Origin of the sequence: Undibacterium pigrum (genome assembly GCF_003201815.1) — a bacterium.
Classification (GTDB): Bacteria; Pseudomonadota; Gammaproteobacteria; order Burkholderiales; family Burkholderiaceae_D; genus Undibacterium; species Undibacterium pigrum.
The window spans coordinates 245,465-258,286 of record NZ_QJKB01000007.1; the positions used below are offsets into that span (position 1 = coordinate 245,465).

Below are 12,822 nucleotides of genomic sequence, written 5' to 3' on the forward strand. Positions count from 1 at the left end.
CTTTATGTGGCTATTGTGCAACGGGTTCGTCACCAAACATAATTCCCAGATCACTGAGACTGAATTTTTCTATTGCTTCAAATTCATCGCTTTGTTCGCCACTCCAGAAGTATGCATTTGATAAGCCAGACTTGACCTGGCGTGCGATATATATTCCACCGTCTTTATTTTTTGCTCTATACATGTTTTTTAAAAATTCCAAAGTCATTTTATTTTCACTACGCTCTGAAATTTTCTCAAGGAGTTGATTGGTGAGTTCTGTCATCACATGGAAATCCACATTGCTTCTTGCTACGTGCAGCATTAACACTGTCGCCCTTTTGTCATTAGAGCGTAATAAAGTTCTTTCAAATCCCATCAAGAAAACTATCGCGCAAGAAGAAAAACATTCTCCACGTGCGAAGGTCTTTAATTTGAGTCGATTTATATCGTTGATGTATCCCAAAACGACCGGGCCAGCATCACTGCTGCTGCCAGCAGAATTGACTAATTCAAGCTCATTAATACCTGGATTATTCTTTATGGCATCTCTGAATTTTTGCAAGCTATCCAGTGTCAATGGCCCATCCAAGATATAGCGATTACCAAGAATTTTCTCACCCGCATAAGTATTCGCGCATGGAAAAACAAAAGAAGAGATGATGATACTGAGTACCATAATTTCCTTCACCCAATGCAGGGCTGGCACAGACTTCATGTGACGATTGAGATATTCCATTATAAAGATTCTCGGAAATTGATTGAAGGAAGAAGCATGATTTTACTTTTATAAAAAATTAAATCATGCTCCTAAAAAGGATATGATCTATTTAACTAAAAACAACTTATTAATTTAAGGTTTAACACCAGAGTTTTGCATCCATTTTTCATATGCATTGGTATAACAACCTTCATCTCCTTTTGGACATTGGCTGAGATCTTTCTGAAGTGTAGCCTGAGGGGTTGACGCTTCTTTTTCAGCTTGCACATCTGCGGCCGTTTGACCCCATGTGTTTGTTCCTGGAGAGCGAGTTGCTGCCGCATCAAATCCTCCAATATTGTTCCAGGCACCTAGATCCGGATCACCGCCGCTGCCATTGATTATTGGTTTGTTACTCCAGTCAAAATCGGAATCACCACCACCTACAACCACAAATTCTTCATTTGTAATCAAACGCATTTTGTGTTACTCCTATACATGGTTAAGTGAACCATACCTCATGGCATGGCTTTACTGCTCCGTTCAGGGTCTTGACCACCTTGAACGGTATTTCGGGCTGAGTCTGTTAGGTTTTCCTGACAGACTCAGCATCGAATTCTGAAATTCTTTTTTCTGCTAAAGGAGCGGGTTGTTGTGCGTTAACCGACGCCATGAAAGATAGTAAAAGTAATGCGAAAGTTGCGTTTATTATCGTCACTGTTAAGCTCATTTTTTTGTTTGAAAATCGCAATAATAAAAGCTGATAATTTAGTGTATAGATGGCCCAGTTTGTTTTTTCTCAAACTCGCGCAGTTGCTCTTCCACATCCAGTGTGTTGCTTGAATTGCGCAGTACCATGTTTTGATCTTCTATCAGAATACATAGAGAACGATTGGTAGGAACAAACCAGGATTCTGCTATACGCTGTATGTTGCCTAAGTCCATATGCTGTATCCGTTCACGCATCAGGAAATATAATCGCCAGTCACCGCTGCCAATAAAATTGTTTAACTCTGTTGTTAACGCATCAGTATCTTTTCTGGAGTCAATATAAGCATTGCCCAGAATTTGTTTTGCCTGATCCAGTTCGCTTTGCGTAAGCGGTTGATGCCTTACATTCTCCAGGGTATTCAATAATGTGGATTTTGCCTCATCTATAGGCAAGCCATATTCCTGATCAACTCCAAATAGTAAAGCACCTGCATGTTCCATATACATGACATGAGCTGCAGTTCTTTTGGCGATTTTTGTTTTGATTAGTGCGTCCTGTAAACGGCCAAATTTTCCATTGCCAAAAATCTGCCCCAGTAGCATAGCTGCAGCCGCATCAGGGTGTATATACGGTTCGGTACGGTATGCAAGCATCAATGCTGCTGCACCACGCTTTCTGCGTTTCACAATTTCACGCTCGCCGTCTTGTGTTGGTTCTGTTGTATAAACAGATCTGATCAAAGGCTTTAATTTTTGGATCGGTCCAAATATTTTTACTACTGACGAGAGTAAATTTTTTTCATTGAATTTTCCGCTGACGATCAAAGTGGCATTATCTGGCCTATAGTAAGTTTCCCAAAAATTCTGAAGATCATTGAGTGTCATATTTTTAAGATCGCTAGGGATACCAATTGGTTCTTTGCCGTAAGCATCCCAAAAAAACAGAGGTAGTGTGGCTCTGCGTATTAAAGCGTTTTTCCCACTGGCGTCAGTATTTTCTTTTTCACCAAGAACTTCCCTCAATGCGACAAGCAGATTGTCATCTGAAAACTTGAATTGACTCATGCGTGCAGCTTCCAATTCCAGTACCCAGTCCAAAGTATGCTGTCCAGCATCCAACGTAGTTCTGTAACTGGTAAAGTCAAAAGAAGTCAGGCCCATGGTCATCATATTTCTTTGACGGTATTCAACGCTTATATCTGGATGCGTACTACCGCCGGTATAGATCAAATGTTCCAGTAAATGCGCAAGTCCCTTTTGTCCATAATTTTCTTGTTTTGAGCCTGTTCTATAGACTAGATTCATGGTGGTGTAAGAGCGATGCTCATCACCAATTAATAGTATTTGCAAACCATTGGCAAGTTTGAATTCCCGTATGCCTTCGACTTCCCGCACTAATTGCACATCCACTTTTTGCGCTGGAACAATTACTTGCAGATCGACTGCAAATGCATGAATATTAAATGTCATTAGCAAGACGACTAAAATGTACTTAGCTATTTCAGCGAAATACCAGGACATACTTTTCCCCAAGAATGAACTTAACTCAATTTCATCTGGTGTTGTAACGAATTACAACACCAGCTTTATCAACTACCTGGATTTATACGCCACCGCCGCCGCCATTAGCTGCAGAGATGTCACGCTTCTCTTGATCAGTCGTCCCAGGATTTGAGCCTCTTTTATCCGTGATTGTGACGGTTTGTATGTCATCTTTGCCACCACCAGACACTTCATTTACTTCTTCATTTGTAATCAAACGCATTTTGTGATACTCCTATACATGGTTATGTGAACCATACCTCATGGCATGGCTTTACTGCTCCGTTCAAGGTCTTGACCACCTTGAACGGTATTTCGGGCTGAGTCTGTTAGGTTTTCCTGACAGACTCAGCATCGAATTCTGAAATACTCTTTTCTGCATCAGGCGCGCTGCTTCATTGCCAGCACTGGCTCCAGCACCCATTCCCAAATTTTGCGCTTGTCCTGTATCACATCTGCCTCCAACGTCATACCTGGTTTGAGCATTTGTGCCTGTCCATAGGCATTGATGCTTTGTTCATACAGCCTGACTTTGATGCGGTACAGCGCTTCGTTCATGTTGAAGCCATTGATGGCTTGCTGGGCATTGCTCAAAATCGTTGTTGCCAGATGCGCTGGCAATTCTGCCGGGGCAAATGGGGTGCGGCTGACATCAACGACGGTGGCAGTGTGCAGACCAAATTTTTGGTAAGGGAAGGCTGCATAACGTATCAATACTTCCTGCCCTGGCTGGATAAAGCCTGCTGTGCGGCTGGGTACATATAGATGCGCTTCCAGCGAAGCTGTTTCGGCTTTGCTGGCATTGCCAGTATTTTTAGTCCTGGCATCAAGAGGTATGAGGCTGGCCAGCACTTGCCCGGCATTGATGGCTTGCCCCGGCTGGTTTGTCAGGGCGCTTACCGTACCTGCTTGCATTGCGACGATGTGCACAGCCTGGCGGTTGGCGTTTTCTGCGGCTTCTTGCCTGAGGCTGGCTTTGGCTCTTGCTATTTGTGTCAGGTCAGTTGCCAGGCTATTCGACAAGGTATCGAGTTCTGATTGAAGGGCAATCTGGTTGGCTTGCAACTGGGTTTTGCTGCGCTGTAAAGTGCTCAGGCGAGTGCTGATGTCGAGCAGGTCTTCCTGCTTTTGCTGGGTCTGGGCAGCAGAGACATAGCCATTGCCTTGCAGGGTTTCATACTTGGCGACGCTTTGCTGTGCCAGTTGCTGGCGGCGCTGGGCCAGCAGCAGCTCTTGTTCAAGCTGGGTATGTTCCTGGGCCAGGTTGGCCAGTCTTTGTTGCAGGGCTTGTTTTTTTTCCTGGTACTGGCTTTGACGCAGTCTTTGTTCTGCTGCCATGCTGTCGACACGGCTGGCGAGTTGCTGGGCCACGAGGGCAGTGATTTCACCCTGGCTATTCTGGCGCTCTGTGCTCAGGGTAAACAGGACTTGCCCGGCTTTGACTTGCTCACCTTCTGTGACATGACTGGTCAGCAAGATACCGGCATTGGGTGCAGCCACGCTGAGCTGGCCGCCGACTGGTACGGTAATACCAGTAACACGGGCTTTTTTGGTGATGCTGCCAAAAGTGATATAAGCGATCAATGTCGTAGCAATGACCAGGGCAACAATCGCAATCAAAGAAGCAGAAAGCGGTTGTGCCAGGCGGATGGAACCCATCCATTGACTGCCTAATGCTGCTGTAACTTCAGGGCGGAACAAGGGAGTAGACTTACTCATTGCCCGCCTTACTTACTGCAAATTGTTGTGATTTAGCTGGTATTTTCATTTATCTGCGGCAATATTCCACGAAGCACATATCTGCTGTGCACTTGTCTAAAGCATAAATGAAAATTCTGGATAAATGTCAAATAAAGTTAAAAATATATTTTTGATATGTATTCACACTATTTGATATACATTTGATAGAATCCTGCGCGCGCAGTTTTTATAGCCTGCAATGTTTGCAATTTTGCGCAGGTCCGCCGGTGAATTTGACCTATTTACGTGACTTGCTGACAAGCAGTGTCATCCTGCCAGTAAGGTCATCAGTGCGATTTAGAACTGAGGCAGCAAGCTGTCTTCGCCAAAAATAATTCCCAGGTCATTGAGGCTGAATTTGTCTATTGCTTCAAACTCATCGCCTTGTTCGCCACTCCAGAAGTACGCATTTGATAGCCCAGGCTTGACCTGGCGTGCGATATATATTCCGCCGTCTTTATTTTTTGCCCTATACATGTTTTTTAAAAATGCCAGAGTCATTTTATTTTCACTACGATCTGAAATTTTCTCAAGGAGTTGATTGGTGAGTTCTGTCATTACTTGGTAATCTACGTTGCTTCTTGCTACGTGCAGCATTAACACTGTCGCCCTTTTGTCATTAGAGCGTAATAGCGTTCTTTCAAATCCCATCAAGAAGACTATTGCGCAAGAAGAAAAACATTCTCCACGTGCGAAGGTCTTAATTTGAGTCGATTTATATCGTTGATGTATCCCAAAACGACGGGGCCAGCATCACTGCTGCTGCCCGCAGAATTAACTAATTCAAGCTCATTAATGCCTGGATTATTTTTTATGGCATTTCTGAATTTTTGCAAACTATCCAGCGTTAGTGGTCCATCCAGGATATAGCGGTTGCCAGGTATTTTTTCACTTGCATAGGCGTTGACGCATAGAAAATTAAAAGAAAAAATGATGGCGAGTAATGCACATATTATTCTGCCAAGGTCTAAGGTATACATGCAGGTAAATATTTTATTTGTATAGTCCGCCATAATGTCCTTTGAGCGCTGCAAAGATGAAAGAAGTCGGCATACTTGCTGTCAATACGGGGTAGATTGAGCGGTATTTTCTTTAACTTTCTTAAAGACCCATTCCCCTGCCATGTAAAGTATCAATGCACCCATTAAGGCCTTATCAGCAATGAAATTGCTGGCCACTAGCCATTCAGAAGCAGTAAGCGAGTTTCCTAAATGCGTGATTTGAAGTCCCTCAACCTTACTGAGATAACCGATAGTGTCATAACAGGCATGCAATAAAATCACGGCAATTAATGACCTGAAGCGCAAGGCCAGGTTAGCGTAAAAGACGCCAGACAAAAATAAAAAGGGATTGAACGTAAAGTGAAGAAAAAAGAAAGCAAAGGAAGACCAAAAAATGGCCCACTTTGTGGACATGCCTTTTCTAAGGAAGTCTAGTAAAAATCGTCTGAACACCATTTCTTCAAAAACAGCGACTCCTATAGCTGTTGCAACTATTTTTAGTAAGGCGGATGGCGTGACAAATTTTTCTATGAGTGCTCTCATTTCCATGAGGTTTATAGATAAAGAAAGCCAGTAAATAACAAGAAGAATATAGCAAATAGCTATCCCTGATTGCAGCAGCAATCTTTTAAATGCAATCTTTCTTTCTATCCCGAAGATGACAATTGCGGACACTATCAAGAGAACTGCAGCGACAATGATAGTGGCTTTTCCCATATCGTAATTATTGAGAAAGATATTCAGCGCCACAATGAATACAAGACCTGCAACGAGGTAGTAACTGTGTTTTTTGGATATTAATTGCGCTTCAGATGAAGAGGTGGCTGTCATGGTTGATGCTGTCAGAGAAAATATGCACTACCCGAAATAACCCTCAATGCTATTGAACGCATATTTCTGCTTAGTAGATATTGAAAATTGTTGCGCAGCCTTGTTAATCCGCGATGCGTATTCCCAGATCTTGCGGCGACAGGTCACTGAAAGGTATAGCCTTGATCCTCTTCTTTATGCTGGGCGAAAACAGGACAGATTTATTTTCGGAATTTACTTCTCTTAAAATAAAAATTCCACCGCTGGAATCATCCGTGGAATACATTTTGTCGAGCAAGTCAGTTGTAATTTTCCCTTCGCTGCGTTCGGATACAGCTTTATTTAATTTGTCTGTATATTGAACCTGAATTTGCCCGACGCCGCCTGTATCGTCCTTAGCAATCCAGCGTACTGGATGCAGTAGCAGCATGGTCTTTTTCCCTGCAGGATTTGCCAGCAATGTACGTTCATGACCCAACAAGAAAATATATGCACATGTGGATGCGCAGAAACCGCGTGCAAAGGTTTTGAGTTTTAATTCATCAATGCGTTTCTTGAATTCAAAGACGGTACTCGTTCCATCATCGTATCCGCCCGGTGAGTCGGCAAGTAAAATTTCACTGATATCGCGGTTCGCTTTAACAAACTGATCGAACCGCTCAATCTCAGATTTTGAAATGATCCCGCTTATTTCAAATCGTTTGAGAGGCGCAATATCCTCAGCCAGAGTCGTGCTTGAAAGTAAAAATGTCGCGAGAAAAATGCTGGACTGAATGATACGTGTGCTTGCTTTAGTGATCTGTTGCTCCAGGCGGAAGAAGGCCATCCCTTGACTGGCTGGTGAACGGTAAGTTCTGGGCGAAACAAGGGAAGGGCACCCATTGCTGACTTTACTCATTCCACATGCTTGTAATTTGTTTGGTATTTTCACTTGTTTATCGTAATTTTCGACTAAGCATCTATTTGCCATGTACCTGTTTAAAGCATAAATGAAAATCTTGATAGAATGCCAAAATAAGTTAAAAATATATTTTTGATATGTATCTGCACTATTTGATAAACTCTTGCGTTCGTTTTTCAGCCTGTAAATTGTTTTCAATTTTGCGAAGGCCCATCAATAAGATGAGCCACAGTTTTACGGTAGCCTGCTGACAGGCAGTGTCATCCCGCCAGCAAAGCCTTCAGGGCTGTCTTGCCCTTGCCACCTATCTGCATGATTTGCAGTGCTGCCAGTGTAGGTGCTGGCAGGCTTTGTTTCCGTTCAAGGCGCAATTCGTTCAAGAGTTCCAGCAAGGCTGCCGTGTCTTTGGGTGGTGCTTGCGGGCTTTGCGTGACCATGGTGCTCAGCAGTTGAAACACCAGTTGTGGTGCCAGTGCGTGGGCGCGTGCAGCTGTTGCCAGGCTTTTGGCATAGCGGCTGGCCTTGACTTGTGGTGTCGCCAGCAAATCATGGATGGCCTGGGCGAGGGCGCTGGCATCGAGCCGTCCTTCCAGCCAGGTGACGACCAGGGCATCGATGGCGATGGCAGTCTGGCCAGGTTCTTTACCCGCCAGCGCAAAGGCCAGCAACGTGATGGCGCTGCTGCTCATGGGCACTGTGGGGTCGAGCAAGAGATTCAGATAGGCCTTGTTGTACCATTCTGCTTCCCACCAGTCGAGGTTATTGGCGATGGCATGGGCACCCTCGGCAAATACTGCCGCCAGGCTGGAAGGCATCATGCTGGCGGCCCAGCGTATCTGGCTTTCATTATTGCCGCCAAAGCTTTCTATACGGCGGAAGTATCCTTCGTCTTCCACGACTTGCGGATGGCGCAAGATGCTCAGATAAGCCGGGTCTATGGCTCTGGGCGCTGGTGTAGTGCGCAAGTGACTGTGATAAAAAGTGTATACCTCATTCTTGCTGATTTCTATCTCAAAGCGGTAGCGGGCTGCATGTGCGCCATCTGGCCCAAAGTCACCATATAACTGGATGAGGCTGGTGTCGTCTTCATCAGGGTAGCGGGCGCGGGCGGCGGCGATGTACAGGGCGCTGTCCTTGCCTTTGGCAGGTATGCTGACTTGTGAACCCAGGGCATAGCGCAAGGCATTGTGATAGGGCGTATCTGGCAAGCTGGCTGCCTGCTGGCGCACGCCTGCATCTTGGCAGGGGGCCAGGCGCAAGAGGCTGAGTACCTGTTCCTGCAGGGGCTGTTGCAAACCCAGGGCATGTTGCTCACGCGCTCTTTCTATCAACACTGAGGGTGCGATGTAGCCACGTTGATGGCTGGGGGCCGCCAGTGGTGGGACAGACTTGCCCTGCGCCAGGACATCCATCAAATCATCAGTGCGCTGGCAGATGACGCTGTGCACACCGAAGCGCCCTTTGGCAAAGCTGCTGGTGGGCGTCAGTCTTTCCGCTTCAAATATGAATACAAGCAGGCGTGCCAGTTCACGCGCCAGCGGTTTTTCCATATTGCGCCAGTTATCGGCGCTGGGCTTGAGTTTTTGAGCGCGCTTGAGTACAGGGCCAAAGCGCTTTTTGTCATCAGTAGAAAATGGTGCCAGCTTTAGCAAGGCGTGGATGACGGTTTCAAAGCAGTCAGTGTCGTCACTGTTTTCAAAGACATAGGCACAGGCTTCGATGAGAGCGTCAATATCACTGATGAGGACCAGAGCGCGGTTCTCTGCTATTGGCGATGGCAGGGGCTGCAAAGTGGGTAATGTTTGCGATATTTGGATAGCGGTTGGTGGCTCAGACGCATCGACGACAGCAGTGCCCAGCAAAGCCGTCAGTGCATCCCGGTTACTGGTGGCAACCTGGGGCAGCAATTGCCTGGCCTGTTCTTGCGTGGCAGCATCCATGCTCCATTTACCCAGGCGGCTGATGACTTTCTTTTGCATGTCTGCTGCTTCATGCAGTAAGCCAAATACGGCAATAGATGCAGCTTCATTTGCTAGGCTGGCATCTTTGAGGATAATCTGGTCGAGTAATTTCAGGGCAGCATCCACTTGTGCCTTGACGGCAGATGACAACAGGGGTTGCAGTGCCGTCAGCAAGGCAGTATTGCTGATGGCGTCTGCTGCCTGCAAAGTGCCCAGCACCTTGAGCGCCATGCTGACAGTAGGCGGGATGCGGCTGTGGCACAGACCCAGATAGCGTTCGCTGAAAACGCGCATTTCTTCTACTGTTGGTGCCAGTGCATCATGAAAGCGCGAGAACCAGCCAGAGCGAAATTGTATCCAGTCTTTTTCCAGCGCGCCCAGGGTTTTATCCAGCAAAAGTTTGCGACTGTAGACGCCTTGCTGGCATAAATTCAAGAATAACTGTTGCCAGGTATGGGCAGGGTCATGGTTATATTTATCGCGCCCGGCGAAGCTGATATCGGTCGTGCCCTCAATGTCGAACAACTGCAGTAATGGTCCCTGCAATAAGTCCGGGTCATGCTTGATCCAGTAAGCCACATCTGGCACACGGTCTGAATGTACTTCCTGGCTTAGCAAACCCAGCAGATAATTATCATGGGTAGGGCGTTCAATCAGGTTATTGATCAGCAGGCTTTGCACGATGCGAAAGGCCAATGGCCTCAGGGATATCATGGTGAGAGCCAGGTTTTCTGTCGATGGCGGTTGGTATTCTTTCCAGAGTTCGATAAGCTCGGCTGGCTGATAAAGATAATGCCAGCAATGTTCTGCAACATCAGTAGCGGTGCCGCACAAGAAAATGGCAGCACGCAGACAATGCCATTGTTCATCCGTGACCTTGCTGCGCCAGGCTGACCTGCTCATGTCCAAGGTATAGCGCGATTTTTCCATGACTTTATTCAAGCGCATGACACTGGCCCGGTGCTGCGACCACTGTGTCTTGTCCTGTGCTTGCAGATATGTCATCAAGCCCTGGTAGTTGCCTGCGACGACGAATTCTTCCAGCGGGTTTTTTGCCACGAATGCGGCTTCGTTTTTTTGTTCTGCCATGGGTATCCTAAGTTTCAGTCATCGCTTCGACGGCCAGCACATGCTTGCAAGGCCCACGCAAACCCTGGTGCCTGGCATACCACGGGCAAGTGCAGCGCAATTCACCATCCACTTCGCGTACACGGTGCTGTATATCTGCACTCTGCACACTGGCTTCAAGCGGCTGTTTTTTTATGATGTTGACGGCATGGTCTTTGATCAGTTCACGGGCGGCAAGCAGGCGTGGGTGCAAGTCTTCTGCCATGTTCAGGTCCAGTGGCAGTACACGATGAAAGTAGCTGCCTTCAGTCACATCAAAACCCAGCAGGCCAGAGACGCCAAGTATGCGCAGGCTGTCTTCTATGCTGGCTAATGGTAAATCCAGTTGCTCTGCCAGTGCCGGGGCTTGCAATGAGGATTGCCATTGTAAAAGAGCACGCAGGCGGGGTAGGGCGTCGGCATCCTGCATGTTCATCAGGGCACGTAAAGCCTGGCCTTCGCCAGAAAACCCACGCCAGACTTCGGCACTCAGGGCCAGTGTCAGGCGGGCACCGGCAAACTGCAATACCCAGGCGCTGGCTTGCTGGGCTTCATCAGCAAAAATAGCCATGGATTTCACACGCGGCAGCAAGGCTTCAAGCACGCGCAGGCGGGTGCTATCTACCAGGCGTATGCTATCCGGCTCTGGCCTGGTCGTGGTGCGCAGGCCAAAGGGGCCATGTGATATCCATAGCGGCGTCTTGCTGGTCGATGCCCTGGGCTGCGATCGCAAGAAGCGCAAGGCTTCAGCACCGCTGACTTCTACTATCTTGCGCATGCCAGCCTGGTAAGACTGCACTTCCAGCATGCCACGTATCCAGCGTAATGGCAGTTCGACTTTTTTCTCGACGACGCTATTGCCACCCGCATGCAGGGTAAACGCATCCTGCCCGACTGAAAACGCAAGGCCAGCCGCATCACGCACACGCGCCAGTGCAGCCCGCATGGGTGCATTGAAATCAACATTGGTCGTGCCCTTGCCGACGATATCTCCCTCATAACTGTCAGGCAGCATGTCGACACGCACATAGGCACTACAACAGGAAGAGAAACCTTCAAAACGCAAAATGCCGCCGCCAGATGTAACGACCGGGTCTGCCAGCATGAGGTTTTTTGCCAGGGTATTGGCGGGTGTGAAAAAGCGTGAACCAACAATGATGTGGACCGCAGTCAGCAATTCTGCCGACAGGCGCGGCTGCTTGAGCATGCCTTCAAAGAAGTGCGGGTGGGCGACCACTGCTTTGTCGCCCGTTCCAGACGTGGCCAGTTGCAGCCTGGGCCTGATATCTTCTGTCAGGGCTGAGGCTTGCAGGTAATGGTAGGCGTGTGCTTGGGTAGTCATGGGCGCTAGCATATCGCTTTGTGTAGCGATTGTCATCGCGCCCGCGCCTCAGTATTTCTATTCCTTTTTCTGAAGCAGCTCAAGTATGCTGGAAAAATCCTTGCCGCCTGCACCGGCTTTGCTGTGGATACCATACAGATTGCGCACGGCTTCACCCAGCGGGATGCTGGAGTTTGTACCCAGCGCTGCCTCGGTTGCCAGGCCCAGGTCCTTGAGCATGAGGTCTACCCCAAAACCACCAGTGTAGCCGCGTGATGCGGGGGCGGTTTCCATGACGCCGGGGTAGGGGTTGTACAGTTCCAGCGCCCAGTTGCGGCCCGAGCTTTTGCTCATGATGTCGGACAGGACTTTGGGATCAAGCCCGTTCGCTACGCCCAGCGCCAGCGCCTCTGCCGTGCCTGCCATGAGTATGCCGAGCAGCATGTTGTTGCAGATTTTGGCGGTTTGTCCGGCACCGTGTTCGCCAGCGTGGAAAATGTTCTTGCCCATGGCGTTCAGCACAGGGCGGGCGCGTTCGAGGTCGTCTGTACTACCGCCGACGATGAAGGTCAGCGTGCCTGCGGCTGCGCCTGCCGTGCCGCCTGAGACCGGAGCATCGACCATTGCCAGCCCGCGTGCGGCGGCTGCTTGTGCGACTTTCTTGGCAGATTGTGGGGCGATGGTGCTGCAGTCTATGATCAGTGCGCCATCGGCGATGTGGGCGAGTATGCCGTCGTCGCCAAGGTAGAGGCTTTCTACATGGCGGCTGGCGGGCAGCATGCTGATGACGATGTCTGCGCCTTCTATGGCTTGCTTTGCGTTACCTGCGGCCAGTGCACCTGCGTCTGCCAGTGTTTTGAGGGCAGTGGGGGAAAGGTCGAAAACGGTGAGTGGGTAGCCTGCCTTGAGCAGGTTAAGTGCCATGGGCGCGCCCATGTTGCCGAGGCCGATGAAGGCGATTTTGGATTGGTTTGACATGGTTTATCTCCTTTTATTACGTGTTCTTTGTTCAGATTGGCGGTCGTTCCTCGTAGGTTGGGCCGGGCCTC

General features: G+C 48.3%; 12 protein-coding genes. All 12 read right to left on the minus strand.

Annotated elements, in window-relative coordinates; translation table 11 throughout:
* Positions 1–10 precede the first annotated feature (10 nt).
* The gene (locus DFR42_RS20120; RefSeq protein ID WP_146218916.1) at positions 11–718 is read right to left on the minus strand and encodes a hypothetical protein; all 708 of its coding nucleotides are present in this window, start codon (positions 716–718) and stop codon (positions 11–13) included.
* A 114-nt stretch (positions 719–832) separates the two neighbouring features.
* Positions 833–1,159 carry a hypothetical protein gene (locus DFR42_RS20125; RefSeq protein WP_110256823.1) on the minus strand — a complete coding sequence of 109 codons (327 nt, stop codon included), beginning with the start codon at positions 1,157–1,159 and terminating at the stop codon, positions 833–835.
* 288 nt (positions 1,160–1,447) lie between these two features.
* Complete coding sequence (locus tag DFR42_RS20130; RefSeq protein WP_110256824.1) at positions 1,448–2,911, minus strand: M16 family metallopeptidase; 1,464 nt, start codon at positions 2,909–2,911, stop codon at positions 1,448–1,450.
* Between the two features lie 82 nt (positions 2,912–2,993).
* On the minus strand, positions 2,994–3,155 hold the full coding sequence (locus tag DFR42_RS29285; RefSeq protein ID WP_170133595.1) for a hypothetical protein: 162 nt from the start codon (positions 3,153–3,155) through the stop codon (positions 2,994–2,996).
* A gap of 158 nt (positions 3,156–3,313) precedes the next feature.
* On the minus strand, positions 3,314–4,651 hold the full coding sequence (locus DFR42_RS20135) for an HlyD family secretion protein (RefSeq protein ID WP_110256825.1): 1,338 nt from the start codon (positions 4,649–4,651) through the stop codon (positions 3,314–3,316).
* A 318-nt stretch (positions 4,652–4,969) separates the two neighbouring features.
* Positions 4,970–5,230, minus strand: coding sequence for a hypothetical protein (locus tag DFR42_RS20140; protein ID WP_146218917.1), 261 nt, complete (start codon positions 5,228–5,230; stop codon positions 4,970–4,972).
* A 101-nt stretch (positions 5,231–5,331) separates the two neighbouring features.
* Positions 5,332–5,652 (minus strand): hypothetical protein, encoded by a 321-nt coding sequence (locus DFR42_RS20145; RefSeq protein WP_170133596.1) that lies wholly within the window; start codon positions 5,650–5,652, stop codon positions 5,332–5,334.
* An 81-nt stretch (positions 5,653–5,733) separates the two neighbouring features.
* Entirely contained in the window at positions 5,734–6,504 is a 771-nt protein-coding gene (locus tag DFR42_RS20150; RefSeq protein WP_110256828.1) for a CPBP family intramembrane glutamic endopeptidase, read from the minus strand.
* Positions 6,505–6,607: 103 nt separating this feature from the next.
* Positions 6,608–7,582: a hypothetical protein gene (locus tag DFR42_RS20155; protein ID WP_211324367.1), complete on the minus strand. Its 975-nt coding sequence runs from the start codon at positions 7,580–7,582 to the stop codon at positions 6,608–6,610.
* 62 nt (positions 7,583–7,644) lie between these two features.
* Positions 7,645–10,434 (minus strand): DUF6493 family protein, encoded by a 2,790-nt coding sequence (locus tag DFR42_RS20160; RefSeq protein ID WP_110256830.1) that lies wholly within the window; start codon positions 10,432–10,434, stop codon positions 7,645–7,647.
* Positions 10,435–10,441: 7 nt separating this feature from the next.
* A complete protein-coding gene (locus tag DFR42_RS20165) occupies positions 10,442–11,794 on the minus strand; it encodes an SWIM zinc finger family protein (RefSeq protein ID WP_170133597.1) in 1,353 nt (450 codons plus the stop codon).
* A gap of 57 nt (positions 11,795–11,851) precedes the next feature.
* Positions 11,852–12,751, minus strand: coding sequence for a 3-hydroxyisobutyrate dehydrogenase (mmsB, locus tag DFR42_RS20170; RefSeq protein ID WP_110256832.1), 900 nt, complete (start codon positions 12,749–12,751; stop codon positions 11,852–11,854).
* Between the last annotated feature and the right edge of the window lie 71 nt (positions 12,752–12,822).

Coding starts and splice junctions, on each gene's coding strand:
- DFR42_RS20120 (WP_146218916.1), bottom strand. CDS start 718: ATGGAATATCTCAATCGTCACATGAAGTCTGTGCCAGCCCTGCATTGG.
- DFR42_RS20125 (WP_110256823.1), bottom strand. CDS start 1,159: ATGCGTTTGATTACAAATGAAGAATTTGTGGTTGTAGGTGGTGGTGAT.
- DFR42_RS20130 (WP_110256824.1), bottom strand. CDS start 2,911: ATGTCCTGGTATTTCGCTGAAATAGCTAAGTACATTTTAGTCGTCTTG.
- DFR42_RS29285 (WP_170133595.1), bottom strand. CDS start 3,155: ATGCGTTTGATTACAAATGAAGAAGTAAATGAAGTGTCTGGTGGTGGC.
- DFR42_RS20135 (WP_110256825.1), bottom strand. CDS start 4,651: ATGAGTAAGTCTACTCCCTTGTTCCGCCCTGAAGTTACAGCAGCATTA.
- DFR42_RS20140 (WP_146218917.1), bottom strand. CDS start 5,230: ATGACAGAACTCACCAATCAACTCCTTGAGAAAATTTCAGATCGTAGT.
- DFR42_RS20145 (WP_170133596.1), bottom strand. CDS start 5,652: ATGTATACCTTAGACCTTGGCAGAATAATATGTGCATTACTCGCCATC.
- DFR42_RS20150 (WP_110256828.1), bottom strand. CDS start 6,504: ATGACAGCCACCTCTTCATCTGAAGCGCAATTAATATCCAAAAAACAC.
- DFR42_RS20160 (WP_110256830.1), bottom strand. CDS start 10,434: ATGGCAGAACAAAAAAACGAAGCCGCATTCGTGGCAAAAAACCCGCTG.
- DFR42_RS20165 (WP_170133597.1), bottom strand. CDS start 11,794: ATGACTACCCAAGCACACGCCTACCATTACCTGCAAGCCTCAGCCCTG.
- mmsB (WP_110256832.1), bottom strand. CDS start 12,751: ATGTCAAACCAATCCAAAATCGCCTTCATCGGCCTCGGCAACATGGGC.